Here is a 24,794-nt window from a genome sequence, read left to right as displayed (position 1 = left end):
AAAAAACGTTCCCCACCCAACCCTGGCTTCAGCCACGGAGGACTTCATGAGCGCCATCGCCAAGCTTCGCGAACGAATCAAACAAAAAGGCCTGCTCCACACGCTCCAGACGCTCTGGAAGCGCTATGTGTACTTCCACCGAGAACTGTTGTGGCTGGGGCGCGATCTGGTCACCCCGGTGGCGCCGCACAAACTACGGCCCTATACGGGTTTGAAGCGGGTGACGATTACCCAGGAGAACGCCATCGCTTTCACCAAGTATTACGGTAACCGCGTCAAGGCCATGGCCCAGATCGCCTCCGAAGGTCACACCGGCCACATGTATGTGGACGAGGCAGGTGATGCCATCGGATTCATCTGGGGCAGCCTCAGTGACTACTTTGACCAGCACTATTACGGCTGCTGGTTCAGGGTCAAACCGGGTGAATTTTTCCAGTTCGGCGGTGAAATGATCCCTCTCTACTTCGGCTCCAGCCTGTCGGTGGACGCCCAGTACAATATCTGGGGTGCGATGCGGGACCAAGGTTGCGACAAGGTCATGGACGTCTGCGATGTCCGCAACATCCAGGCCATGAAAATGCACCTGCGCATGGACTACCAGGAACAGGGGCGAATCACCCACGTCTACGACCTGTTCGGCCGCTTTCGCTTCTTCCGCGAAACCTACTACAACGGCTCGCGGCTGACTGCGCTGCGCAAACCGGAACAGCAGACAGTGACTGCGGCGCAGGCGTGATTGGTTTTGCGTCCGACTCAGACCAATGTGGGAGCGGGCTTGCTCGCGAAGAGGGCGTGTCAGTCGATATTAATGTTGTCTGGCAAACCGCTTTCGCGAGCAAGCCCGCTCCCACATTTGACCGCATCTCCCTGTGGGAGCGGGCTTGCCCGCGATAGCATCAGTCAATGCAACTCATTTCTCAGATCCGACACTCAGCGCTTCACCGCCACCAACGTGTAACACAACGGCAACTGCGCCTTTTGCTGCTGATACCGATCGTAGAGTTCTTCGCGGTTGGAATGCGGGTATTCCTTGAAGTGGCTGATCTGCAACCCCGCCTCAACGGCACCGGTGAAGATGGCACCCAGGGTGTGGACGAACCAGTAAGACGCTGAGGCGGGCTGTTCGACTTTGCCCTCGTAAACGATCGGCTGGTTCTGGACGAAAGGTTCACTGCGAAAATACGAACTGTCCGGGCGATAGGGATCGGCTGACTCGGGGTCGAACATTTCCAGGAACGGGTGGGTTTCGTACACCACCAGAGCACCGCCGGGCTTGAGGGTTTGCGCGGCATGGCGCAAGAATTCAGCGATGTCCGGCATCCAGTTCAATACGCCGATGGTAATCAGCGCCACATCGAAGCACTGGTGAAGATCAGTCGGCAGGTGATGGATGTCCGCCTCGATGAATTCGGGCTCATGGGGCGAACGGGATGCCAGCTCCCGGGCCTGATCGAGAAAGGCCTCCGACTGGTCAATGCCGACGACACGACGGGCCCCCAGGGCAAACAGCGAAAGACTTTCGCGTCCGTTGTTGCAGCCGAGCTGCACCACATCCTTGCCGTCGACGCCGACCTGTTGAAGCAACCCGGTGAGGGTGTCATCCAGGCAGGAAAAATCGCCATGGCTCACGGCACTCAAACAGGCCCGCCACTCCGGGGTGTCTTTGTGGTGTTGGGCGGAGTCATTCCACGCATCGCGATTGCTGGCGATGGCTTTTTCTTTTGTCGGCATTTCCATTGCACACTCCAGAATTCAGGCCGTTGATTGGCCGGCACGAGTCTGGATCAGCATCAGAAAAACTACCATTCGAGCTTTGTTGTGATCTTGTAATCACCGGTGGGGCGAAACCTCTTCGCCTTGATTCAACCGCTCACGCAAGAACTCGATCAGCGCCTGCACCGGTCGTGACCTCTGGCGATGCTGCGGGTAGACGGCCGACAAGGTCAGCGGCTTGGGGCGCAAATCATCCAGCACCGGCACAAGTCGGCCGTCCTCCAGGGCTGAACCGACGATAAAGGTCGGCAGGTACGTGATGCCCATACCGGCGATGGCCGCGTCCTTGAGCAACTCACCATTGTTGACCCGCATCCGCCCAGTGACGTTGACGTTCTGCGGCTTGCCCTGCCCCTCGAAACGCCATTGCACCTGACGACCGTGGCCGTAAGGCAGGCAATCATGGGTGTGTAAATCCTCGGGTTTAAGCGGCGTACCCCGCTCGGCCAGATACACCGGGCTGGCACAGTACAGCCGCTCGATGGAGGCGAGACGTCGGGCGATCAGTGTCGAGTCTTCCAGCACGCCAATGCGCAATGCCAAATCGTAGCCCTCACCGAGTAAGTCCACTGGTCGATCACTCAGGTCGACTTCCACGGTGACCTCGCGATAACGCTGCAAAAACTCCGGTAACAGACAGCCCAGATGCGCCACGGCAAACGACAACGGTGCGCTCAGGCGAATGGTGCCGCGAGGCTCGGTGGTCTGGCCAGCGATGCCCTGCTCCACTTGCTCGACTTCGCTGAGCAGGCGCAGGGCTGATTCGTAATAACTCTGCCCCAGCGGCGTAACGTCCAACCGCCGGGTCGAACGGTTGAGCAGGCGCACGCCGAGGCGCTCTTCCAGTTGCATCAGGCGGCGGCTGACGAACTGCTTGGACAACCCTAGTTGATCGGCTGCCGCCGTGAAGCTGCCAGAGTCCATGACCTGGCAAAACATACGCATATCTTCGAACGGATTCATTGTCGCGCCCTGATTGACAGCCAAACGCTTTATAGCCGTTTTTTTCGTTTCTGACTCCCCAAATCTAAAGATCAAAAAATCGCAGGCTTCGCCCGCTCCTACGGGAATTGAGTACAGGCGGGTGTACCCAATCATGTAGGAGCTGGCGAAGCCTGCGATCTTTTCAAGCGACCGGCCGAGACCGGCAGCCATTACCACTTACTTCGCGGTGAACGTCGTGTAGCTGTTGATCAGGTTGCGGTAGTTCGGGATGCGCTGGGACAACAGGTTGGCCAGGCCTTCCATGTCGTTGCGCCAGTCGCCCTGCAACTCGCAGGCCACGGAGAACCAGTTCAGCAGTTGCGCACCGGCAGCCGACATGCGAGCCCACGCCGCTTGTTGCACCGTAGTGTTGAAGGTGCCGGAGGCGTCGGTTACCACGAACACTTCAAACCCTTCAGCCAGTGCCGACAACGTCGGGAACGCCACGCACACGTCAGTTACAACACCGGCAATGATCAGCTGCTTGCGGCCGGTGGCCTTCACGGCTTTGACGAAGTCTTCATTGTCCCAGGCGTTGATCTGGCCCGGGCGTGCAATGAACGGAGCGTCCGGGAACTGCTCTTTGAGTTCCGGCACGATCGGGCCATTCGGGCCGCTGTCGAAACTGGTGGTGAGGACGGTCGGCAGGTTAAAGAACTTGGCGATGTCGCCCAGGGCCAGCACGTTGTTCTTGAATTCGTTAGGCGAGAAATCCTGCACCAACGAGATCAGGCCAGTCTGGTGATCAACCAGCAATACCACTGCATCATCTTTGTTCAGACGTTTGTAAGGAACGTTGCTCATGTGAAACTCCTCGGGGGATGGACTTACCTCAGGGGCGCCGACACACCAGGCCGGCGCATTGTTTAATCACTAGAAGGCAAAGCACGAGCAGCCAAACGCGCCCCAGAACCCCTGGAAATCGCTGACCGGCGCGTTCGACAAACGCGCCCGCTCATGGCTGTGGGAATGCACCGCGCACGGCCCGCTGCACTGGTGAACCTGTGCCTGCATCGGTGAAGCCGGACGCCAGTGACCCGGCACCTTGACCACCGGCGACCAGTCCGGCAGCACCGGCACGCTAGGTGGTCCAAGCTTTTCGAATTCGCCGGCGGCGTACACCACCTTGCCGCCAACCACGGTCAACACCGATTCGATCCACTTGATGGCTTCTTCCTCGACACTGAAAAAGTCCGCGCTCAATGCCGCCACGTCGGCCAGTTGCCCGACCTTGATCTGGCCTTTTTTGCCTTGTTCGGAGGAAAACCAGGCACTGCCGTGGGTGAACAGTTCCAGCGCGGTCTGCCGGGGCAGGCCTTCGCTGTGCAGCGCCAGCCCACCGACGGTGCGACCGCTGACCATCCAGTACAACGAGGTCCAAGGGTTGTAGCTGGACACTCGAGTCGCATCGGTACCGGCGCCGACCGGTACACCCTCGGCCAGCATGCGCTTGATCGGTGGCGTGTTTTCGGCGGCCTTGGCGCCATAGCGCTCGGCGAAATATTCACCCTGGAATGCCATGCGATCCTGGATCGCGATACCACCGCCCAGCGCCCTCACCCGCTCGATGTTCTGCGGGGTGATGGTTTCAGCGTGGTCGAAGAACCATGGCAAACCATTGAAGGGAATGTCGCGGTTGACCTTCTCGAACACATCAAGCATGCGGCTGATGGATTCGTTGTAGGTCGCATGCAAACGGAACGGCCAGCGCTGCTCGACGAGGTGGCGGACCACCGGTTCCAGCTCATCTTCCATGGTTTGCGGCAAGTCAGGACGCGGCTCGAGGAAGTCTTCGAAATCCGCCGCCGAGAACACCAGCATTTCCCCGGCGCCGTTGTGCCGCAGGAAGTCGTCACCCTGATGCAGCTTGACGCTGCCGGTCCAGTTCTTGAAGTCGGTCAGTTCTTCCTTGGGCTTCTGGGTGAACAGGTTGTAGGCGATGCGCACGGTCAGTTGCTGGTCCTTGGCCAACTGCTCGATCACCGCGTAGTCGTCCGGATAATTCTGGAAACCACCGCCGGCGTCGATGGCACTGGTCAGGCCGAGGCGATTGAGTTCGCGCATGAACTGGCGGGTCGAGTTGACCTGATATTCCAGCGGTAACTTCGGCCCCTTGGCCAGGGTCGAGTACAAAATCATCGCGTTCGGCCGCGCCACCAGCATGCCGGTCGGCTCACCGTTGGCATCGCGCACAATCTCGCCACCCGGCGGGTTCGGCGTATTGCGTGTGTAACCGGCAACACGCAACGCGGCGCGGTTGAGCAAGGCGCGGTCGTACAAATGCAGCACGAACACCGGCGTATCGGGTGCGGCCTGGTTGAGCTCTTCCAGGGTCGGCATGCGCTTTTCGGCGAACTGGAATTCGTTCCAGCCACCCACCACCCGCACCCACTGCGGCGTGGGCGTGCGGTCGGCCTGATCCTTGAGCATGCGCAACGCATCGGCCAGGGACGGCACACCTTCCCAGCGCAGTTCGAGGTTGTAGTTCAAACCACCGCGGATCAGGTGCAAGTGCGAGTCGTTGAGACCGGGGATGACGCAACGGCCCTTGAGGTCGATGACCTGTGTGCCCGAACCGCGCAGGGCCATGGCGTCGGCATCGGTACCAACCGCGACGAAGCGGCCGTCGCTGATCGCCACGGCGCTGGCGAGGGGCTTTTCACGGTCAACGGTATGGAACTGGCCATTGAACAGAATCAGATCGGCGTTCATCGCGTTTCCTTAAGGCTGTGTGGAATGGGACTGGCCGGCTTCCAGCCACGGCGCGAACAGGCGCGTGGCCAGCGGCATACAGACGTACACCACCGACAGCACAATGGTCAGGGTGATCAGGAAAGTGGCGACCACGTAGTTGGACAGGAAGGCATTGAGCTGCAACAACGGCCCCCAGATCAGCGGCACCAGCAAGGTGTGCGGCAAAATCACCAACAACGTCACCACGGCCTGCTTCCAGCGCGGCGGTGGCGAACCGGCTTCAGCCAGCGGTGAGAACCAGAACTCATTGACCGGGTTGACCTCGGTCTGGTCGCCGTCGGCCAGCATCGGCGCAGCTTCGTCGACCAGCGCCTGGCGTTGCGGCGAGTCGAGCCAGCGCTGCATCGCGTCAGTGGAGCAAAACCGCAGCACGCAGGTGAACAGGTCGAGGCCACCGCTCTTGCCGCGAATCACATCCACGCCCAAGTGTCCTTCGCGTTGCCCGGCCACGCTGACGATGTTGCGCAGCCAGGCTTCATAGGCCGCTTCAAAACCGGCCTTGACCCTATGTTTGACGATCAGCGTCACGACTTCTTCGAATCGATTGGAATCAGGCATAACGGAGGGCTCCAGCGAGACGAACATTGAGCGCCAGCCGTCCGGGCCCGGCGATGAAAATGCTGGTGAAGAGGATCAACAGCAACCAGCCGAACTGCCCTTCGGCCACGCTCCATTGCGGATGCACAATCAGCATCGCCACCAGCAGCACAAAGAGAATAGGCAAGCACGCCAAACGCACCAGCACACCGGCGACAATCAACAACGGGCACAGCACTTCAGCGAAGATCGCCAGGCTCAGGGTGAGGTGGGCACCGAGGTGGAAAGGGTCTTCGATCAGTTGCAGCTGCGCACTGAAGTCCAGCAGCTTGGGCAAGCCGTGAACCCACAGCAGAAACAGACCACCACTGACCCGCAAAAACAGCAGCCCGAAGTCTTGAGCCCGTTCATTCCATTGCGAAGCGTTCATGGCCCCTACCCTTGATCAATCATTGCCCTGAATAATGCAGTGACGGGGTAGGGAAAAATTGAATGTACGTGCTCTCTTTGCTCAACACGCTGAACGCCCGAATGACACAAAACCCTGTGGGAGCGGGCTTGCTCGCGAAGGCGGTGGGTCAGTCGACATCACTGTTGAATGACACACCCCATTCGCGAGCAAGCCCGCTCCCACAGGGTTTTGTGCGTGTTCACTTACTGCTCAAGCACAAAAAACGGCCCGAAGGCCGTTTCGTATTCAATCCGGTCAGACGGCCGGGGCTGCCTTCAATTCCAGACTATCCAGCGCCCGACTCACAGCCAGTTCACCCAGCATGATGAGCTGCGCGACGCCCAGTATCGTATTGCGCTGCGACCCCTCCAGAAACCCGGCACAGTCACTGGCGATCACCTTGGCCGAGGCAAAGGATTCGCAGGCATTGGCCAGTAGCTCTTCGATGTCGATGCCCGGGGCGACGGTGTAAATCGTGCTCGGTTTGCGCGAAGTCTTGGCGGCGGACGGTTTGAGGTAGTGATCGAGAGCACGCTCGGCGGCTTCGTTGAGTTTTTTGGGATCGAGGGGATCGTAGGGGGAAACGTCGTCGGTTCCTGGCGGGTTAGGTGTGGCTTTGAACATGATGGATCTCCGTTATACCTGATGGAACCACCAGTACCTGTCGCTAAACAAGTAAGGGTGGCGGCTGTACGCAGGTTAGCGAACCGAGAGGTATAAGACCCGGCAGACCCGAGGGCCTCCCGCGCACAGCCACCATATCGAAACTGCAGACATGGAATGCCTGCAATATGACGGAGTGTTGTTGCGCTTATACCTGTTCAAGTCGCTAAACCCGATCGCTGATTGGCAGCGATGCGGAAACGATAAAGACCAGGCCCAAAGCGCACAAGCCGGCGGATTCTGGCGCAGTCGTAGGCAACGGCGCAAGGATCTGTAGCTTTCAGGAAGTAACGCTAAACACCATTAAACACAGCCCTCGAATCAACACACATTCCCCTGTGGGAGCGGGCTTGCTCGCGAAGGCGGTGGGTCATTCAACGGTGATGTCGACTGACCCGACGCCTTCGCGAGCAAGCCCGCTCCCACAGTTGGACGGTGTGGGTATGCAAGATGGGTCGTCTCAAAAGATCGCAGCCTTCGGCAGCGCCTACGGGGTTGGTATGTTCAGGGGCTCGGACATGAACTGACTGATCCGTGAGCGCAGCCATTTTTCGGCAGGATCGTTGTCATGCACCCCGCTCCACGCCATCGACAACTGCGCGGCGTCGATAGGAAACGGCGGATCTTCGGCGCGCAAGGTACATCCCTCGACCAGCGCACACGCAGCGTAATCCGGCACCGTGGCAATCATCTCGGTACCGGCCAACAACGCCCGCAAGCCACTGAATTGCGGCACGCCCAGCACCACGCGGCGAGAGCGGCCGACCTTGGCCAGATCCATATCGATGTTGCCGCTCAGGTCACCGGAGAACGACACCATCGCGTGCGGCCGTGCGCAATACTCGTCGAGGGTCAGCGGCCCTGGACGATCGTCACCGCGCAGCACTTTGCAGGGAATGTCGCGCAGGCGTTTGCGCTTGGCATTGGCCGGCAGGTCGGTGGTGTAACTCACCCCCACCGAAATCTCGCCAGACGCGAGCAACGCCGGCATCAGCAGATAATTGGCGCGGCGCACCACGACCACAATCCCCGGCGCTTCTTCTTGCAGTTTGCGCAACAACGGAGGAAAGAGTCCGAACTCGGCATCGTCCGACAGCCCGATGCGAAACACGTCGCAGCTGGTCGTTGGGTCGAATTCCTTGGCGCGGCTGACCGCCCCCGAGATGGTGTCCATCGCCGGTTGCAGTTCCTTGAGAATCGCCAGCGCCCGCGCGGTCGGCTCCATCCCGCGACCGTTGCGCAGCAACAACGGATCGTCGAACAAATCACGCAACCGCCCCAGCGCAGCGCTCACCGCGGGTTGGCCCATGAAGAGTTTTTCGGCGACCCGGGTCAGGTTTTTTTCGAACATCAGGGCTTCGAAAATCACCAGCAGGTTCATGTCGACGCGGCGCAGATCGTTACGGTTCATAAGCACAATCCCATGGTGTTTTCAGCCCGGCACGGGGGTTAACGAGTGTGGCTGACTGTACTCGAGACGGCCCATGCCAATCGAGAAATTAACAACGTTTAACTCGCAAGCCAAAGCCCCCACGACCAAGAATGAAACCCTCTGCGCAGACCTGTTTTTTTCAGAAAAGGGAACGTGCTGATCCACCGTGCAGTGCACCAGCGCGCTCCCACCGACACGGACATTTGTCATGGCTCACTTCCAGCAGAACGCGGTCAGCGCGTCAGCCACTCAAACACAAAAAAAAACCACTGGCGGGCTCAGCCCCTGGCGTGAACATCTGGCCAAGCAGCTGATCCTCGACCATCTCGATGAAACCCTGGAAGTGACTGAACTGGCACGGGCGTGCGCCCTGTCACGCAGTCATTTTTCCCGTGCGTTCAAGTGCAGCACCGGCCTCTCGCCGCAAGACTGGATTCGCCGGCAACGCATCGCCCGGGCCAAGCAGCTGATCCAGGACACCGACCTGACCCTGACGCAAATCAGCCTGGAATGCGGCTTCTGCGATCAGGCGCATTTTTCCCATATCTTCACCCGCAGCGAAGGCGTTTCACCGTTTGCCTGGCGCTGTCGAACTGTGCGTTCTCTTCCCTCTCTCAACAGCAAAAGATCGCAGCCTTCGGCAGCGCCTACAGGAGTTCACTTAACCCTGTAGGCGCTGGCGCAGCCTGCGATCTTTTGATCTTGATCAGCCCTTGATGAACGCCAGCAGATCTTCGTTGAGTTGATCCTTGTGGGTATCGGTCAGGCCGTGGGGTGCTCCCGGGTAGACCTTCAAGATGGAGCCCTTGACCAGTTTTGCCGCAGCGATACCGGCGGCTTCGATCGGCACCACCTGGTCGTCGTCGCCATGCACCACCAGGGTCGGCACGTCGAACTTCTTCAGGTCTTCGGTAAAGTCGGTTTCGGAGAACGCCTTGATGCAGTCATACGCGTTTTTGTGGCCGGACATCATGCCCTGCAGCCAGAACCAGTCGATCATGCCTTGGGACGGCTTGGCACCCGGGCGATTGAAGCCGAAGAACGGACCGCTGGCCAGATCCTTGTACAGCTGCGAACGGTCGGCCAGGGACGCCTGACGAATACCGTCGAACACTTCCAGCGGCAAGCCGCCAGGGTTCGCCTCGGTCTTGAGCATCAACGGCGGCACCGAGGAAATCAGCCCGGCCTTGGCCACGCGTCCAGTGCCGTGGCGACCGATGTAACGCGCCACTTCGCCACCGCCGGTGGAGAAGCCGAACAGCACGGCGTTTTGCAGGTCAAGATGCTCGATCAGCTGCGCCAGGTCATCAGCGTAAGAGTCCATCTCATTGCCGAACCACGGCTGGCTCGAACGACCGTGACCACGGCGATCATGGGCAATGACCCGGTAACCTTTCGAAGCCAGGAAGATCATCTGCGACTCCCAGCTGTCAGCGTTCAATGGCCAACCGTGGCTGAAGACGATTGGCTGACCTGTGCCCCAGTCCTTGTAGTAAATCTCGGTGCCGTCTCGGGTGGTAAAGGTGCTCATGGTGATGTCTCCTCATGCATGGTTTTTGTGGCGGTTAATAAGAGGTGCGAACCATTCGTTCAGCCAGGCGCGCCACCCGCTCGCCCAAATGCGCGGCAGTGCGGCGGTCTTCGGGCGGCGGTGCAAGGTCGGGGGACTGTTCGACGTTCGATTGGGCCATGGCTCCCAGCGAACTGCCGAGCCGATTCAACTGCCCATCGAACAGGCCAATGCTGCTGCGCGCCGGCAGCAGGTCGAGGCCGACCCAGATCATCGAGTGCTGGGCGGCGAACACTGCCATCTGCTGCAAGGTGTTGAGCTTGTCGCCGCACAGGCAGCCTGAGTTGGTGAAGCCGGCGGCAAGTTTGTCGCGCCAGGGCTGGGCCAGGTAGAACGAGGCGGTAGCGTCCATGAAGCCCTTGAAGGCTGCCGAAGCACTGCCCATGTAGGTCGGGGCGCCAAAGATGATTGCATCGGCGCGGTGCAAGCGTTCCCAGTGATCGTCCACTTCTTCGACCGGAATCAGCCGACAGGTGCTGCCCAGGTGCCGTTCCACACCCTGGCCCACGGCCTCGGCCATGACCCGGGTGTGCCCGTAGCCACTGTGATAGACAACCACCACGTTGCTCATTCCGGTTCCTCCAGAAGGGTTCATCCTTTTTGCGGCACGCTTTTTGTTGCAAGAAGGCCGGTGCCTTCGGTTGAACTTGAAGGGATGGATTTTTGAGCGTAGACCGGACACACGACGAGTTAAACGTTGTTAATTTTCAACGGGGCGCCCACGCACCCGGCCAACACCGCACCCAATAAATACGGGATCGACAAGCGCTGACGGGAATCCAGCAGCCGATGCACACACCGACGAGGTGCACGACAGAGCATTGCACTGCCGAAAAAACCTGAGGAATATGCCCCGATACCGTGCGATAGACGGATGCAAGCAGGAGCGACCCGTTGACCCTTTCTCCCGAACAGGCCATTCATTTCGGCCCTTACCGGATTTACCCCGGACAGCGCCTGGTGATGGAGGCCGACCAGCCCTTGCGTCTGGGTCGGCGGGCCATGGACATTCTGTTGATCCTGCTGGAACACGCCGGGCAGGTGGTGAGCAAGCAGCAACTGATCGCCCGGGTCTGGCCCAAAAGCGTGGTGGAAGACATCAACCTGCGGGTGCACATGGCGGCGCTGCGCAAAGCCCTCGGCGACGGTCAGGCCGGCCAGCGCTACATCATCACCGTTGCTCAGCGCGGCTACAGTTTTGTCGCGCCGTTCTCTGTGGAGCACATCGAGCAAAGCCCGAAAAGCGCTGAAAATGGATCGAGCCGGCATAACCTGCCGATCCGTCGGACCCGCATGATTGGTCGTCAGGCTCTGGTCGACAGCGTGATAACGCAACTGACGCGCCAGCGTTTCATCACCCTCGTGGGCCCCGGCGGAATCGGCAAGACCACGGTGGCGCTGCGCGTCGCCGAGCAATTGATCGGCCGCTACCGAGACGGCATTCGCCTGCTGGACCTGGCACCGATCAACGACCCTTTGATGATCACCACGCACTTGGCAACGCTGCTGGATTTATCCTTGCATGACGCCGAACCCATGAGCGGTCTCGCCACGTTCCTGCGCGAACGGCAGATGCTGCTGGTCATCGACAATTGCGAACACTTGATCGATGCCATTGCGTTGCTCAGTGAAAGCATCCTGCGCGCGGCGCCCCAAGTGCACATTCTGGCCACCAGCCGCGAGAGCCTGCGGGCCGAAGGCGAGTTCGTGCAGCGCCTGGAATCGCTGGACTGCCCACCGCCCATCGCCGTGCTCGACCGCGCTCAGGCGCTGACGTTTTCGGCGCTGCAATTGTTTGTCGAACGGGCGATGGCCAGCCACGACAGTTTCGAACTGAGCGAAGCCGAACTACCGCTGGCCATTGAAATCTGCCGGCGTCTGGACGGCATACCGCTGGCCATCGAACTGGCGGCAGCGCAAGTGGGCAGCCTGGGTTTGAGTGGGTTGCTGTTGCAGCTGCAAGGCAACTTTCGCCTGCTCACCCAAGGCTGCCAAACGACCTTGGGCCGCCATCAGACGCTGCGCGCGACGCTGGACTGGAGCTTCGAACTGCTCAGTGCTTGCGAGCAAATCTGCCTGCGTCGACTGGGTATTTTTCGGGGCGCCTTCACCCTGGAGTCGGCGGCCGCCGTGATCGTCGGCGAACACCTCGAGCCCGATGTGGTATTCGGTTCAATCACCCAACTGGTCGCCAAGTCATTATTGAACGTGGAAGTCGGCGACGAAGAAGTGTTCTACCGGCTGCTCGACACCACACGTGGCTATGCACTGGAAAAACTCGCCCAGGCCCAGGAATTGCCGGACACCCGCGAGCGCCACGCCGAACGCTGCCTGGCCTTGATGCAGCAAGCCCGGGACGACTGGGAGCAGATCTCGAGCGAGCGCTGGACCGAGCGTTACGCCCGCAACCTGGAAGATATTCGTTCTGCACTTGATTGGGGGTTGAACGCTCAAGGGCCGCAGGCCTTGGCGATCCGCCTCGCTGCAACCTCGACGCCGCTCTGGCAGGAACTGTCGCTGCTCAAGGAGCACGGCGTATATGTGCGCAAAGCTTTGGCGTTGCTCGAAGCGACGCCTCAGCCCTGCCCGCGTGTGACCATGACCCTCAAGCTTGCCCTCGGCAGTTCCTGCTACCACACCCTGGGCAGCAGCGACGAAGCCGTCGAAGCGTTCGTCAGCGCCAAACACCTGGCCGAACACTGCAACGATGTGGCCGGTCAGCTCAAAGCGATTTCCGGGCACTTGGCGGTTGATCTTAGTTGCGGCCACTACCAACAGGCCCTGGAGCAGAGTCGACAATTTGAGCAGTTGGGGCTGCACGGTGATGCGGTGTTGGCCCTCAGCACCCAACGCTTGCGGGTTCTGGCGCTGCACTTTGCGGGGGATCAGGCTCTGGCGCGGGAGAATGTCGAACAGGTTATTCAATGCCTGGCCCAGAGCGGTCAACTCAACCGCTTCACCTACTGTTTTGGTGTGCAGTACGATCAAAGCGTCGCAGCCCTGACGATTCTGGCGCGCATTCTCTGGTTACAAGGGCACCCGGAAAAAGCCTGGCACACCGCACGACAAGCACTCGACATCGCGATGCAGATCAATCATGGCACGTCCATCTGCTACACCCTGGCGCTGGCCGGTTGCCTGATCGCTCACTACAACGGCGACACCCCGGTCGCCCGCGAGCTCCTGAACCTGCTGCTTGAACAGGCGAAGAAACACTCGGTGCTGCTGTTCTACACGTGGGCCAAACATTACGCGCAGGTGATCGAGGGGGCCGATGCGCCCTCCTCGCCGCAAGCAAACAGCGGGTTGATCAAGGAAATCATGGTCACGCTGGACAGCCGCCTCATCGATGATGCGCTGCTGGAACGGGCCGAAAACGGCACGGCGGGTTGGAGCACCGCGGAAATTCTGCGAGCCCGGGCCGACGCGTTGCTGACCGAGGATTGCCCGACCGGGGTCAGTGCGGCTGAGGCGGTGCTGTTCAAAGCTTTAGCCGTGGCAAAAACCCAGGGAGCGCTGGCCTGGGAACTGCGTAGCGCCACCTCATTGGCCCAACTATGGCAGCGTCAGGGTCACTTTCAGCAAGCCTATGAGCTGTTGGCGCCGATTTACCAGCGCTTCACCGAAGGCTTTGCCACACCGGACTTGACGAAAGTCCGTCGGCTACTCGACGAGCTGCAGCGACACCTGCCCGGCTGATGTCCAGCGTGCCCGGCTGATGTAGCCCTCATAACGCAGTTCACAGGCGCGCAAGTAGCCACTGTCGTCGAGTTTTTCCAGGGCATAGGCGCGGGTGGTGTTGAGGAAACGGTAACGGGTCACGCCGCTGCTCTGCTCCACCGACAGCAGCGATTTGCGCGCCAGGCTTTCCACCCCTTTAACCAGACTGGCAGGCAACAGCACCGCGCAACTGATCACGCCAATTGCCGCGTCCAGGGTGAACGCCATTTTGAACACTGCCAGCCGCTGCAGCACGGTTTGCTCCAACGGGCTTAGCTGTTCATAGCTCCAGTCCAGTGCGGCTTTCAGGCTCTGATGCCGTGGCACGGCAGTGCGCCGCCCCTGTGTCAGCAGTTGAAAACAGTTACCCAGTTGCGCTTGCAACCCCACCAACGCCAACGCATCGATCTGCGCCGCCGCCAGTTCAATGGCCAGGGGCAGGCCATCCAGGCGCCGACAGATTTCGCGCACGGCCTTGAGGTCCTGTTGGCGCAAGGCAAACCCTTGCTGACGGGCTCGGGCGCGGCTGACCAACAGCTGCACCGCCGAATAACCCATGGCCTCGGCCACGTTGTATATCGCTGAGGCCGGCGGCACCGCCAGGGCCGGTATATGCAGCAGCGTTTCTCCCGCCGCTCGCAGGGGTTCGCGGCTGGTGGCCAGGATCGACAGCCGTGGCGCCGAGGCCAACAGATTGTCTACCACTGCCCGACAGCATTCGAGCAGGTGATCGCAATTGTCGAGCACCACCAAGGCATGCCGCTGCTCCAGCGCCGCCCCGCCGACGTCCAGTTCCAGCGTGCGCGACAGATGCTCGACGAGTTGCCCCGGGTCATCGATGGCCGCCAGATCAACCCTCCAGACACCGTCCTGATAGTGCTGCAACAGCAACTCGGCCACGCGCAGCGCCACGGTAGTTTTGCCAATGCCGGCGGGACCAATCAAAGTCATGAGACGTCGAACCGGCAACTGCCGGGCCACACTGCCGACGATCGAGTCGCGACCGGTCACCGGTGTGAGCCGCGCAGGCAGGTTGTGCTGAGGCTTGTGTTCCGTCTCGACCGGCACCGGCGAGCCTGTCCCGTCGCGTTGTACCGGGGCGATGAAGCTGTAGCCGCGCTGGGGAATATTGACGATGTAACGCTGCCCGTTCTGGCCATCGCCAAGTGCCCGGCGCAGGGCGGCGATGTGCACACGCAGGTTGATTTCCTCGACCACCGAGGTCGGCCAGACGTGGGCAATCAGGGCATCCTTGCTCACCACTGAGCCGGCGCGTTCGACCAAAACCTGCAGAATATCCAGGGCCCGCCCGCCCATGCGCAGCGCTCGATCACCGTCCAGGATCAGTCGCTGATGCAGGTGGAACGCGTAGGGCCCGAATCGCAGCACCGCATCGCTGTTTATATTGCTGAGGCTGTTCATGCACGTTCATGCGCTGAAAACCTGGCCCGGTTCAAGGTACTGAAAAATCCATCGCACCGCTCCATCCAGGTTCCCGCACCTCCATGGCAAAGAGTTCATGGGTATCTTGGCAGGCATGGGTGACGGTACAACGGCCACGGGAGGAGCATCACGGCCATCACGGTGCGCTTGACAGACAACGCCCCCTAACTGAACTGTTCGCGGTATTGAGTGGGGGTCAGGCCGAGCTTTTCACTGAACAGAAAACGCATATGCCGCACGCTGCCGAAGCCACTTTTATAGGCCACGGTCTTGAGCGGCAGGTCGCTGGTTTCCAGCAGGTTCCTGGCGCAATCGATGCGCGCACTTTGCAAAAACTCCATGGGCGTCATGCTCACTTCCCTGGCGAAAACCCGGGCGAAGTGCCGCGCACTCATGTTCACCAGGCTGGCCATGCGTTCGATGCTGAACGCTTCATCAAGGTGTTCGAGCACATGGTTCTGCACCCGGGTGATCGGCGTTTCATGGGGTGCCACTGCCGCCATCAACGGGCTGAACTGCGCCTGCCCGCCCTGGCGTTTCATTACCACCAACAACACCTTGGCGACGTCCTGGGCGACCTTCTTGCCATGGTCTTCGGCAACCACCGCGAGCGCCAGGTCGATGCCAGCGGTGACACCGCCAGAGGTGATGAGATTGCGGTCTTGTACGTAGATCTGATCGGTCTCGACGGTGGCCTTGGGGAAGCCTTTGATCAGACGTTCGGTGTAATGCCAGTGAGTGGTCACGCGATAGCCGTCCAGCAGCCCGGCATGCCCGAGCACAAATGCGCCGGTGCAGATCGACCCATAACGGTTCGCCCGGCTGACAGCGCCCTGAAGCCAGGCGAGCAATGACGGATGTTTTTCGTTGTAGGCTCCCGGCCCGCCCGGCACCAGCAACAAGTCATAGCGCTCGTTCGCCTGATCGATGTGCAAATCGGCCAGAACGTTAACGCCGTTTGAGGCTCGCAGCGCGCCCGGCTCGGTGCCGATGGTCGACAGCTCGTAACGGTCCGCCGAATCCAGATAACGATTGGCGATGGAAAACACCTCCATGGGACCGGCCATGTCGAGCAGAAGAAAGTCGGGGAACAGCACCATTGCCACGGTTTTCATGGATTGGACATCACTGATATCAGAGAAGAAGGAAAATAGCGTCAGCAGTGCTGAGCATTATGGCCAAATGTAACAACAAGGATACGCGAACCAGCACCAAAAACTGTCAACCTGAAAGAGACAGTATTTCAATTTTCATCTACTTATTGCACCAAACGGTAAACATTAACCTTCTCCTCACTCGGACGAATTCACGTCCTGACAGGAGATTTCATCATGCTGACCCTTCGTAAAGCTTCGGATCGCGGCGCGGCCAATCACGGTTGGTTGAAGTCGTTCCATACCTTCTCCTTCGCCAACTACCGCAACCCTCGGGAGCAGGGTTTTTCCGACCTGCTGGTGATCAACGACGACCGCGTGGCGGCTGGCAAAGGCTTTGGCCAGCACCCTCACCGCGACATGGAGATTTTTTCCTATGTGCTCGAAGGTGCCCTGGAACACAAGGACACCTTAGGCACCGGTTCGGTGATCCGTCCCGGTGATGTGCAATTGATGAGCGCTGGCAGCGGCGTGGCTCACAGCGAGTTCAACCATTCGACGAACAAACCGGTGCACTTCCTGCAAATCTGGATCGTGCCCGAGGTTAGCGGCGCCAAACCGCGTTATCAGCAAGAACACTTCAGCACGCAGAAAAAACGCGGGCGCTTGCAGCTGATCATCTCCCCTGATGGGGCGAACGGTTCGCTGAAAGTTCGCCAGGATGCGCGGGTATATGCCGGCCTGATCGATGGCAAGGAAAGCGCCACGCTGGAACTGGCTGCTGATCGCTACGCCTATGTGCATGTGGCGCGTGGCAGTGTCGAGTTGAACGGCATGCAGTTGCAGGAAGGCGATGGTGTGCGGGTCCGTGAGGAGCAGGTGCTGACGTTGAGCAACGGCGTGGATGCCGAGGTGCTGGTGTTTGATTTGCGGCCGCAGGAATTGCCGCAGATGCCGTGAAGCCGGTGTTTCAATGCGCAAAAAAGCCTGCGGGCTAATGCTGGTCAGTTAAACGCAATCCCTGTGGGAGCGGGCTTGCTCGCGAAGGCGTCGGGTCAGCCAGCATCAATGTTGAATGACACACCGCCTTCTCGAGCAAGCCCGCTCCCACAGGGGATTAAGGCGCTACCGGTAACCACGAGCCTGTACGTTGAACAACTGCGCATACCGCCCGCCCGCCTCGACCAGGCTGTCGTGATCGCCTCGCTCAAGGATCGAACCCTGGTCCAGCACGATGATGTGATCGGCATTGCGCACGCTGGAGAACCGATGAGAAATCAGCAACGTCATGCGGCCTTCGGTGTGTTGACTGAAATGCTCGAACACCGCCGCTTCCGCCGCCGGGTCCAGGGCCGAGGTCGGCTCATCCAGAATCAAAATATCGGCGTCGCGGCGCATGTAGGCGCGAGACAAAGCGATTTTTTGCCATTGCCCGCCGGACAACTCCTGCCCACCGGCAAACCACCGCCCCAATTGCGTGGCGTAACCGCGATCCAGACGCTCGATGAAGGGCGCGGCCATGCCCTCCGCGGCTGCTTGCTGCCAGCGCGTTTCATCGTTGAACGCCAATGTATCGCCCACGCCGATATTCTCGCCCACGGAGAACTGGTAGCGAATGTAGTCCTGGAAGATCACGCCGATGCGTCGTCTCAGCGCTTCTTCGTCCCAGGACTGCAAATCGCTGCCATCCAGCAAAATACGACCCTGATCGGGGCGATACAGCCGAGTCAGCAATTTGATCAGCGTGGTTTTGCCCGAGCCGTTTTCCCCCACCAGGGCGACGCTGTGTCCAGGCATCAGGTGCAGATCGATACCCCGCAAAGCGGCGCGGCTCGCTCCCGGATAACGGAAACCGACGTTCTCGAAACGCAAACCGTCGCCGGGCACCGCGCCCACGGTAAGGCTTCCGCTATCGGCAATAACCGGTTCGGCCAAATACTCGTAGAGGCTCGACAGGTAAAGGCCATCCTCGTAAAGACCACTGATCGCGCTCAAACTGCTGCTCACGGCGGCCTGCCCCTGCTTGAACAGCACCAGGTACATGGTCATTTGCCCAAGGGTGATATTGCCGTGAACGGTATCGACCACGACCCAGGCGTAGGCCAGATAAAACGCAGCGGTGCCCAGCAGTCCCAGTACAAATCCCCAGCCATCACGACGCAATGTCAGGCGCCGGTCTTCGGCGTAGAGACGCGCAAACGTGTCCCGATAACGCTGCAACAGCAGCGGCGCGAAACCGAACAGTTTCACCTCTTTGATGTAACCCTCATGGGAGAGCAGCGTCTCGATGTAATTCTGCTGCCGACTCTCCGGCGCCCGGCGCGTGAACAGGCGAAAGGCATCCCCGGAAAAATGCGCTTCGGCAAAGAACACCGGCAGCGCCCCAACTACCAGCAGCACCAGCGCCCACGGCGAAAAATGCACCAGCAATACACCGAAGCTGATCAACACGATCAGGTTCTGGATCAGCCCCAGCGACTTCATCACAAGCGCCAGCGGCCGGGTCGATGCCTCGCGTCGCACCCGTACCAGCTTGTCGTAGAACTCGGAATTCTCGAACTGCACCAACGATAACGTCTGGGCCTTCTCCAGAATCATCGTGTTAACCTTCTGCCCCAACTGCACCCGCAACAGCGATTGCTGAACCGACAATGCACGCTGTGTCCCGGACAGCAACGCAAGCACGCCTGCTTCAAACAGCACATACCGCACAACCGGCCATAATGGCGCACTGCCCTGTTGGGCGTGCAATTGCATGGCCGTGACTACGGCATCAACAATCCGCTGCCCCAACCAGGCCGCCAGCGCCGGCAGCACACCGGCAACCAGAGTTGCCAGCACCAATCCCAGAAACAGCCCGCGGGACGTTCCCCAGACCAGCAACAAGGCACGTCTCGCCTGATCGAGCAAAGAGGCGAAGCGGGTCAAGACGGGCATAGGACGATGGACTCGCTGGCAGATGTCAGAGAAGCGCGGCGGTTCTACAGTACGTGAAACAAGCCATCACAAGGCGATAAGCCTCGCTTGGCCCATAGAAAAACACCTGAAAAATACCACCGCTCGCCAGGTTTTAGCGCTTTGCTATCTGGAGTCAATGCCCATCGGCATTCGAGCACGAACCTGAACGTCCCCCCTCAATAACTGACTGATCTTCAACTGCGAGGCCGCTTATACGAAAATGTCGACAGTGTGGTGGAAGCAGAACGGTTTTTTGCTGCCGCTGGAGGCGACGTTCTGGGCGGTCCGTTTCGCAATGCTGGTCGATCGGTTTGGCGTTGCGTGGATGGTTAATTGCAAAAAGGATCGGGCTCCCCCCGGTTAGTACATAAAATTTAATGGCGCTTTAATATCAACTTTTGGATTTTTTTCAATAGCCAAACAGAATAACTACCCGCTGACAATTACCCTTTCGGACATAAATATTACTAATATAATGCGAAAAGCCTCAATTAATATGGTCATTCGCCCTAAAAAGAGGCGGTCGCTGTACTAATCGCCACCCCAACATGCACCTACATCACCCTAGAACACCGTGGAATATCCTTATAAATCAACTCCAGTTTTCAAAAATGCGGACATCCGCACCGTTCATACGCAAGACTCCGCAGTTGTGCTTCGTTCTGCAGCCAGATGGGCAATTAGCCATCGCATCTGTACTTCTCATGGAAAAGTCAACCTAAAAAGCCTAGTCCGACTGAAAGGGGCCACCAACTAATTTCGATCACAAACACCAATGGGCTTAAGCCTCGGCATTTGCCTATGTCATTGAATCAGCTAAAACTACAGGGCATGGAGTGACGTGTGTTCCAGACGGGAAATGTTATAAAAAGTCAGATAACGTCAGTATTTTGTGTATTAAGATTGCAACGCCAGCACATATGAGTAATTTGCACGATGAGTACTGAGAGCAAAATCGAAAATAGCCAGAGAGGTATTCTCGCTATTGGGCGCACTTGGCGCTCGACAGAGAAACTTCGCCAACTATTTGTACCTAATCTCACACATGTTTATACATTAGATTATCCAAACCCGCCAAACATGGATATCGAAACGCAAACACTCGATACCGTACTGATCGATATTGAAAGTCCCTCCATATTTAATGACTGCCTGGCACTGATCAAGAAGTTACGTACGAATCCGACAGAACTGGCCATTATCGTTGCAATCAACTATCGCTCTCCGCACGCTAAAATTGAATGTTACCTGGCCGGAGCCAATCACTGCATCAATGTACCTAACGATCAGGATGAAAAAGCCAGGTTACTCTCAGAGTTGCTCGAAACCCCTGAATGGCAGCCGAGCATAAAGTTGACTCTGGACCAAACATGCCTGCACTTATACAACGATGAATACAAACTGGATCTGGCCTATCAGGAAATGAAAGCCCTGGATGCGCTTATCAACGCAGAGGGCAATATCCTGCACCATGATTGCATGGCCGAATCCATGGGTTTGAATATAAAACTCTACGACTCACGCGTCCTGGAGAAATCCATAAGCCGGCTTCGAAATAAAATCAAAAAACACTTTGGCATTAACATCATTCACAGTGTACGTGGTTATGGTTATCGACTGCTTCGAGGGGTCGTCTCCGTCAATCAAACAAATTTTCACTCTTAAAGGACTAGGAAATGGAGCCCGGCAGGCAAGCTATAGCGCACGAAAACTTCGCATTGGTATTCTTCAGGCAATCGATTCTGAAACGAAACGATGAACTGTTCGGCAGCGAAATCTATGCCAAGGCGACCAAACAGGAGACACCTCTGAACAAGGGGTATCAACAACTGCATTCCGATCATCCACTGGCGACTTATTACGAAGTCCTGACACGGATCCAATTGAATGCCCTCTCACAGATTGAGGCGACACCTTCCCATTCCGTACCGGCGCCAAACAAACTGTTCATGACCATGAATCAATCTGCTTTATTGGATAAAGCGCTGATCAAGGAAATGAACGATGCTCAAGCGATACTCAAAAAACATGAGCAACAGCTAATCCCCAGCATTAACAGCAGCTCGTTCCTGTCGTTCAACCTGAAAGAAAAAAGAACTATTATCAATCATATTCACTTATTGAAAGACAATGGTATCGAGATCGCTTTCGATGGCTATGATTTAAGCGACGACAGCACCGAAAAACTGATCAGCCTGGCCCTCTTCGATTACATAAAAGTGGACCTGACCAAATCCAATTTCGACATCATGGTCGAAAACAGCCAGGATTTTTTCAACAGGTCTTATGACTGCCTAAGCGGCATGATCCATGACAGCAAGATCAAATTCGTGGCGGACAGGGTGGAGCACAAAGCGTTACACACACTGGCTCGCAGCATGCCCTTCGACTTTTTTCAGGGGAGGTACTACTCGCCGACTGAGCTCATTTAAGTTTTGAAAACTTCACCAGACTAGGAAGGAACCTTATTGTGAACACACCGAATAACAGCTTTCTGATTTTCACCCGGGATCAACTGGCACGACAAGCAATCGAATCGCTTCTCGCGCAACGCCTGTATTTATCTTTTGAAATCGAGTCAGGTAAACTCAGCAGCGAACGCATCCGAAAGAGTCGATTCACGCACATCCTGCTCGACCAGGCGGACATATCGCTAAGCGATGTCAGTTTCATCCGTAAAAATCAAAAAGATGCGGAAATCATCCTCATAACACCCAACTCTGAATCTTCAGAACTCCATCACTTTTCGCACTTCGGTGTTGATGGCTTTCTCAAGAAGCCGGTGGCTGACGAAGAGTTCATCTCGGCAGTCAGTCGGGTTAAAGAGTCCCAGGGCAATCCTGATATCTGGTGGTTTAATGCCGACGATCGAAAGTTGTTCAAAGAAGACATCACTATTCCATTGACCGGTACCGAATCGTTAATGCTCACTCAATTGGTCCTCAGCGATCGACGAGTACTCAGCAAAAATGATCTTATTCTACGCATCGATAAAGACCCGGACCAATATAGCGGACTTGAAATGTGCTTGAGCCGGTTACAGAAAAAGTTCAAGACTGCAGCTAATGGCGAACGGCTGGTTCGCTCGGTCAGAAACCGTGGTTACTGCCTGGCACAGAGGATAAGAGTCGCCTACTGAGCGAAGGATCGCAAAAAACAATGACAATAAACGCGATTCTCCGCTCCACTTGATACACCACCCACACCCACCACCCTGCCTCTTCGCACTGCATATCCTGACTATCGCCATAAACTCTCCTATGGCGCACGCTCCGTTTTCCCCTCGCCTAGCCGGCAAACGTTTTTCGAATGCCGCAATTATATAGATGATTGAGCGATATCCTCCTAACAAAACAGCACGACCTTTTATAACAAGGCCTCTAAAAGAGTGGCCGTTATAATTCGTCAGACACCCACGAAGATTTAGGTACTAGTATAAAACCAGACACTGAGACAACCGTATCAGCTGACTTTAAAACAAAGCCTGGATGGCAGCCATAAGCCCCGTTATTCCCTTCTAATAATAAAAACATTTCCTGACTGACGCGCTCGCTCAGCCTTTGTGCGTGGCTGCCATTTATTAACCGTCGACTGATACACAACGTGGCGCAGGCCCGAGGGACACCGCGATGGTACATAATCGTATTAATCGAAATAACATAACCAAAGGACTGACCTTCTGGGGGCAATGGATAATTGCCATCACTTCGGTCAATACATTGTTATTTGGTCTGGCGTTGTACCAGACAGGAGAAATCGAAGCCCATTATCGTGTGCTTGCAGTACTCACATTCCTCGGTTCGGTCCCTTCCTACTCCCTGCTGCTGGTCTATCACAAGCAGCATAGTTACCTCAGTGGCTTGGCGCGCCTGCTACTGGGATGGCTGCTGCTGCTGGCCGGACTGACCAGTATTGGTTTTTTCAGCAAGACCAGCGAATTGTTCTCCCGGGAAATCATCGTGGTCTGGGCTGCGGCCGGTTATTGCATTCAGGCCTTGCTGTACCTGCCATTGCACAGTTTTTCCAAGCACTACCAGCGGCAATTGCACAGCCAGTACAACACCCTGATTATCGGCACCGATCAACTGGCGGTGAATCTGGCAGACAAACTGACCAAAACCGAGTACCCGCCGCTGGTAGGCCTGATCAGCTCAAATCCAAACGAGCTGTCTACCCAGGTCAATGCCCACCGGGTTTTGGGCCCATTGCAGGAACTGCGTGAGCTGATCCAGGTGCACGACGTCCGGCGGCTGTACATCGCGCTGCCCTTGAGCGAAGCCAAACAGGTCGAGGCGCTGTACATCGACCTGCTCGACGCCAATGTCGATGTGGTCTGGGTTCCCGACCTGGGCAGCATGACGCTGCTCAATCACTCCATCAGCGAACTGGACGGCCTGCCTGCCATCCACCTCAATGAAAGCCCGCTGACCAGTTACCCGACAGCCGCGCTGAGCAAGACCTTGCTGGACAGAAGCCTCGCCGCCCTCGCGCTGATCGGCTTCAGCCCGCTGCTTTTGGTGATCGCCGCCGCCGTGAAGATTTCTTCCCCGGGCCCGATCATCTTCAAACAGGAACGGCACGGCTGGAACGGCAAGATCATCAAAGTCTGGAAGTTCCGCTCTATGCGCTTGCACGACGACCACCAGGTCCGCCAGGCCGGCCGTGAAGACCCACGCATTACTGCGGTCGGCCGCTTCATTCGACGCACCTCCATCGATGAACTGCCGCAGTTCTTCAACGTGCTGCAAGGCCATATGGCGCTGGTCGGGCCACGGCCACATGCGGTCGCCCATAACGACTACTACACCGGCAAGATCCAGGCTTACATGGCCCGCCATCGAATCAAACCGGGCATCACCGGGCTGGCCCAGATCAGCGGCTGCCGTGGCGAAACCGAGACCCTAGACAAGATGCAAAAGCGTGTGGAGATCGACCTCAACTACATCAACAACTGGTCGTTGTGGCTCGACATCAAGATCCTGATCAAGACCCCTTTTACGCTGTTTTCCAAGGACATCTATTAACCGCTGCGATGTTCGTCCCCTTTCTATTCTTCAGCGTATTGCTGACAAGGTTGTAGTCTGGGGTAGTCAGGTTTCTGACTGCCCCAAACACCTCGCCCCCACCGCCTCATATCCCATTCCACGTTGATCCTTGCGTCCAGTCATCTGCCGGCCTGTAGCGTCGTTTCGTCGATGGCAGTGCAGATGAAAGCATCCGCACCGCGTCCGACCAGCCAGTGCCTGGCCGGCAAGATAAACGCGGGGTATAAAATTGAACGGTAGGATTGGGCAATGCCAGTCAGTTACGCAATTTCAGTCGCGCACTCTTTTTGTAGCCGCTGGCGAAGGCTGCGTTCGGCTGCGTAGCCGTCTTAAAGCACAGAACGTGCGTTGCATCAGGCAGACCACATCA

Annotated in this window: 21 protein-coding genes and 2 pseudogenes; 10 read left to right on the top strand and 13 right to left on the bottom strand. The window is 57.7% G+C overall.

Annotated features, from left to right (window positions below; all coding sequences use genetic code 11):
• Positions 1 to 46 precede the first annotated feature (46 nt).
• Positions 47 to 736, top strand: coding sequence for an N-acetyltransferase (locus tag IB250_RS06250; protein ID WP_192343422.1), 690 nt, complete (start codon positions 47 to 49; stop codon positions 734 to 736).
• A 194-nt stretch (positions 737 to 930) separates the two neighbouring features.
• Here the strand turns inward: IB250_RS06250 and IB250_RS06245 are convergent, their stop codons facing one another.
• The 6 genes from IB250_RS06245 to IB250_RS06220 form a co-directional block, all read right to left on the bottom strand.
• Entirely contained in the window at positions 931 to 1,737 is an 807-nt protein-coding gene (locus tag IB250_RS06245; protein WP_192343421.1) for a class I SAM-dependent methyltransferase, read from the bottom strand.
• Positions 1,738 to 1,830: 93 nt separating this feature from the next.
• Positions 1,831 to 2,736: a LysR family transcriptional regulator gene (locus IB250_RS06240; RefSeq protein ID WP_192343420.1), complete on the bottom strand. Its 906-nt coding sequence runs from the start codon at positions 2,734 to 2,736 to the stop codon at positions 1,831 to 1,833.
• A 198-nt stretch (positions 2,737 to 2,934) separates the two neighbouring features.
• Positions 2,935 to 3,561, bottom strand: a complete 627-nt coding sequence (ycaC, locus tag IB250_RS06235; RefSeq protein ID WP_007900772.1) for an isochorismate family cysteine hydrolase YcaC — start codon at positions 3,559 to 3,561, stop codon at positions 2,935 to 2,937.
• 69 nt (positions 3,562 to 3,630) lie between these two features.
• Entirely contained in the window at positions 3,631 to 5,469 is a 1,839-nt protein-coding gene (locus IB250_RS06230; RefSeq protein ID WP_192343419.1) for an amidohydrolase, read from the bottom strand.
• 9 nt (positions 5,470 to 5,478) lie between these two features.
• The gene (locus IB250_RS06225) at positions 5,479 to 6,069 is read right to left on the bottom strand and encodes an antibiotic biosynthesis monooxygenase (protein WP_192343418.1); all 591 of its coding nucleotides are present in this window, start codon (positions 6,067 to 6,069) and stop codon (positions 5,479 to 5,481) included.
• Complete coding sequence (locus tag IB250_RS06220) at positions 6,062 to 6,478, bottom strand: DoxX family protein (RefSeq protein ID WP_192343417.1); 417 nt, start codon at positions 6,476 to 6,478, stop codon at positions 6,062 to 6,064. Before IB250_RS06220 ends, IB250_RS06225 begins: the two co-directional genes overlap by 8 nt.
• 101 nt (positions 6,479 to 6,579) lie before the next feature.
• Between IB250_RS06220 and IB250_RS28625 the strand changes: the two are divergent.
• A pseudogene (locus IB250_RS28625) lies at positions 6,580 to 6,684 on the top strand (metal ABC transporter ATP-binding protein); the annotation flags it as partial.
• Between the two features lie 70 nt (positions 6,685 to 6,754).
• On the opposite strand, the gene IB250_RS06215 reads toward IB250_RS28625, so the two are convergent.
• Together IB250_RS06215 and IB250_RS06210 are read right to left on the bottom strand one after the other, a co-directional pair.
• A complete protein-coding gene (locus tag IB250_RS06215) occupies positions 6,755 to 7,123 on the bottom strand; it encodes a DUF6124 family protein (protein ID WP_192343416.1) in 369 nt (122 codons plus the stop codon).
• A 526-nt stretch (positions 7,124 to 7,649) separates the two neighbouring features.
• Positions 7,650 to 8,573, bottom strand: coding sequence for a LysR family transcriptional regulator (locus IB250_RS06210; RefSeq protein ID WP_192343415.1), 924 nt, complete (start codon positions 8,571 to 8,573; stop codon positions 7,650 to 7,652).
• A gap of 229 nt (positions 8,574 to 8,802) precedes the next feature.
• Here IB250_RS06210 and IB250_RS06205 point away from each other — a divergent pair, with 229 nt between their 5' ends.
• On the top strand, positions 8,803 to 9,267 hold the full coding sequence (locus IB250_RS06205) for a helix-turn-helix domain-containing protein (RefSeq protein WP_192343414.1): 465 nt from the start codon (positions 8,803 to 8,805) through the stop codon (positions 9,265 to 9,267).
• Positions 9,268 to 9,300: 33 nt separating this feature from the next.
• On the opposite strand, the gene IB250_RS06200 is transcribed toward IB250_RS06205, so the two are convergent.
• Positions 9,301 to 10,125: an alpha/beta fold hydrolase gene (locus IB250_RS06200; protein WP_192343413.1), complete on the bottom strand. Its 825-nt coding sequence runs from the start codon at positions 10,123 to 10,125 to the stop codon at positions 9,301 to 9,303.
• Positions 10,126 to 10,159: 34 nt separating this feature from the next.
• Positions 10,160 to 10,735, bottom strand: a complete 576-nt coding sequence (locus tag IB250_RS06195) for a flavodoxin family protein (RefSeq protein ID WP_123497653.1) — start codon at positions 10,733 to 10,735, stop codon at positions 10,160 to 10,162.
• A gap of 323 nt (positions 10,736 to 11,058) precedes the next feature.
• Here IB250_RS06195 and IB250_RS06190 point away from each other — a divergent pair, with 323 nt between their 5' ends.
• On the top strand, positions 11,059 to 13,863 hold the full coding sequence (locus IB250_RS06190; RefSeq protein ID WP_192343412.1) for an ATP-binding protein: 2,805 nt from the start codon (positions 11,059 to 11,061) through the stop codon (positions 13,861 to 13,863).
• Here the strand turns inward: IB250_RS06190 and IB250_RS06185 are convergent.
• Both IB250_RS06185 and IB250_RS06180 read right to left on the bottom strand, forming a co-directional pair.
• A complete protein-coding gene (locus tag IB250_RS06185; protein WP_192343411.1) occupies positions 13,828 to 15,306 on the bottom strand; it encodes an ATP-binding protein in 1,479 nt (492 codons plus the stop codon). The two genes, IB250_RS06190 and IB250_RS06185, sit on opposite strands and share 36 nt — an antisense overlap.
• A gap of 185 nt (positions 15,307 to 15,491) precedes the next feature.
• On the bottom strand, positions 15,492 to 16,442 hold the full coding sequence (locus IB250_RS06180) for a GlxA family transcriptional regulator (RefSeq protein ID WP_192343410.1): 951 nt from the start codon (positions 16,440 to 16,442) through the stop codon (positions 15,492 to 15,494).
• Between the two features lie 216 nt (positions 16,443 to 16,658).
• Between IB250_RS06180 and IB250_RS06175 the strand changes: the two genes are divergently transcribed.
• Positions 16,659 to 17,381, top strand: coding sequence for a pirin family protein (locus IB250_RS06175; protein ID WP_192343409.1), 723 nt, complete (start codon positions 16,659 to 16,661; stop codon positions 17,379 to 17,381).
• Positions 17,382 to 17,546: 165 nt separating this feature from the next.
• Here IB250_RS06175 and IB250_RS06170 read toward each other — a convergent pair whose 3' ends face one another.
• Positions 17,547 to 19,358, bottom strand: a complete 1,812-nt coding sequence (locus tag IB250_RS06170; protein WP_192343408.1) for an ABC transporter ATP-binding protein — start codon at positions 19,356 to 19,358, stop codon at positions 17,547 to 17,549.
• 240 nt (positions 19,359 to 19,598) lie between these two features.
• Here IB250_RS06170 and IB250_RS29010 point away from each other — a divergent pair.
• The 5 genes and pseudogenes from IB250_RS29010 to IB250_RS06150 form a co-directional block, all read left to right on the top strand.
• Positions 19,599 to 19,743 (top strand): annotated as a pseudogene (locus tag IB250_RS29010) (VOC family protein); the annotation flags it as partial.
• A gap of 572 nt (positions 19,744 to 20,315) precedes the next feature.
• Positions 20,316 to 21,044 carry a winged helix-turn-helix domain-containing protein gene (locus IB250_RS06165; RefSeq protein ID WP_123497665.1) on the top strand — a complete coding sequence of 243 codons (729 nt, stop codon included), beginning with the start codon at positions 20,316 to 20,318 and terminating at the stop codon, positions 21,042 to 21,044.
• A gap of 11 nt (positions 21,045 to 21,055) precedes the next feature.
• Entirely contained in the window at positions 21,056 to 21,811 is a 756-nt protein-coding gene (locus IB250_RS06160; protein WP_192343407.1) for an EAL domain-containing protein, read from the top strand.
• A 38-nt stretch (positions 21,812 to 21,849) separates the two neighbouring features.
• Complete coding sequence (locus IB250_RS28890; RefSeq protein ID WP_192343406.1) at positions 21,850 to 22,518, top strand: winged helix-turn-helix domain-containing protein; 669 nt, start codon at positions 21,850 to 21,852, stop codon at positions 22,516 to 22,518.
• A 490-nt stretch (positions 22,519 to 23,008) separates the two neighbouring features.
• Complete coding sequence (locus IB250_RS06150; protein ID WP_192343405.1) at positions 23,009 to 24,403, top strand: undecaprenyl-phosphate glucose phosphotransferase; 1,395 nt, start codon at positions 23,009 to 23,011, stop codon at positions 24,401 to 24,403.
• The last annotated feature ends 391 nt before the right edge of the window (positions 24,404 to 24,794 follow it).

Origin of the sequence: Pseudomonas sp. PDM09 (genome assembly GCF_014852305.1) — a bacterium.
GTDB lineage: Bacteria > Pseudomonadota > Gammaproteobacteria > Pseudomonadales > Pseudomonadaceae > Aquipseudomonas.
This window is presented reverse-complemented; position numbering and strand designations above follow the sequence as displayed.

What these genes read in the sequence shown, in the direction of transcription:
- IB250_RS06250 (WP_192343422.1), top strand. Translation starts at nt 47, where the DNA reads ATGAGCGCCATCGCCAAGCTTCGCGAACGAATCAAACAAAAAGGCCTG.
- IB250_RS06245 (WP_192343421.1), bottom strand. Translation starts at nt 1,737, where the DNA reads ATGGAAATGCCGACAAAAGAAAAAGCCATCGCCAGCAATCGCGATGCG.
- IB250_RS06240 (WP_192343420.1), bottom strand. Translation starts at nt 2,736, where the DNA reads ATGAATCCGTTCGAAGATATGCGTATGTTTTGCCAGGTCATGGACTCT.
- ycaC (WP_007900772.1), bottom strand. Translation starts at nt 3,561, where the DNA reads ATGAGCAACGTTCCTTACAAACGTCTGAACAAAGATGATGCAGTGGTA.
- IB250_RS06230 (WP_192343419.1), bottom strand. Translation starts at nt 5,469, where the DNA reads ATGAACGCCGATCTGATTCTGTTCAATGGCCAGTTCCATACCGTTGAC.
- IB250_RS06225 (WP_192343418.1), bottom strand. Translation starts at nt 6,069, where the DNA reads ATGCCTGATTCCAATCGATTCGAAGAAGTCGTGACGCTGATCGTCAAA.
- IB250_RS06220 (WP_192343417.1), bottom strand. Translation starts at nt 6,478, where the DNA reads ATGAACGCTTCGCAATGGAATGAACGGGCTCAAGACTTCGGGCTGCTG.
- IB250_RS06215 (WP_192343416.1), bottom strand. Translation starts at nt 7,123, where the DNA reads ATGTTCAAAGCCACACCTAACCCGCCAGGAACCGACGACGTTTCCCCC.
- IB250_RS06210 (WP_192343415.1), bottom strand. Translation starts at nt 8,573, where the DNA reads ATGAACCGTAACGATCTGCGCCGCGTCGACATGAACCTGCTGGTGATT.
- IB250_RS06205 (WP_192343414.1), top strand. Translation starts at nt 8,803, where the DNA reads ATGGCTCACTTCCAGCAGAACGCGGTCAGCGCGTCAGCCACTCAAACA.
- IB250_RS06200 (WP_192343413.1), bottom strand. Translation starts at nt 10,125, where the DNA reads ATGAGCACCTTTACCACCCGAGACGGCACCGAGATTTACTACAAGGAC.
- IB250_RS06195 (WP_123497653.1), bottom strand. Translation starts at nt 10,735, where the DNA reads ATGAGCAACGTGGTGGTTGTCTATCACAGTGGCTACGGGCACACCCGG.
- IB250_RS06185 (WP_192343411.1), bottom strand. Translation starts at nt 15,306, where the DNA reads ATGAACAGCCTCAGCAATATAAACAGCGATGCGGTGCTGCGATTCGGG.
- IB250_RS06180 (WP_192343410.1), bottom strand. Translation starts at nt 16,442, where the DNA reads ATGAAAACCGTGGCAATGGTGCTGTTCCCCGACTTTCTTCTGCTCGAC.
- IB250_RS06175 (WP_192343409.1), top strand. Translation starts at nt 16,659, where the DNA reads ATGCTGACCCTTCGTAAAGCTTCGGATCGCGGCGCGGCCAATCACGGT.
- IB250_RS06170 (WP_192343408.1), bottom strand. Translation starts at nt 19,358, where the DNA reads ATGCCCGTCTTGACCCGCTTCGCCTCTTTGCTCGATCAGGCGAGACGT.
- IB250_RS06165 (WP_123497665.1), top strand. Translation starts at nt 20,316, where the DNA reads ATGAGTACTGAGAGCAAAATCGAAAATAGCCAGAGAGGTATTCTCGCT.
- IB250_RS06160 (WP_192343407.1), top strand. Translation starts at nt 21,056, where the DNA reads ATGGAGCCCGGCAGGCAAGCTATAGCGCACGAAAACTTCGCATTGGTA.
- IB250_RS06150 (WP_192343405.1), top strand. Translation starts at nt 23,009, where the DNA reads ATGGTACATAATCGTATTAATCGAAATAACATAACCAAAGGACTGACC.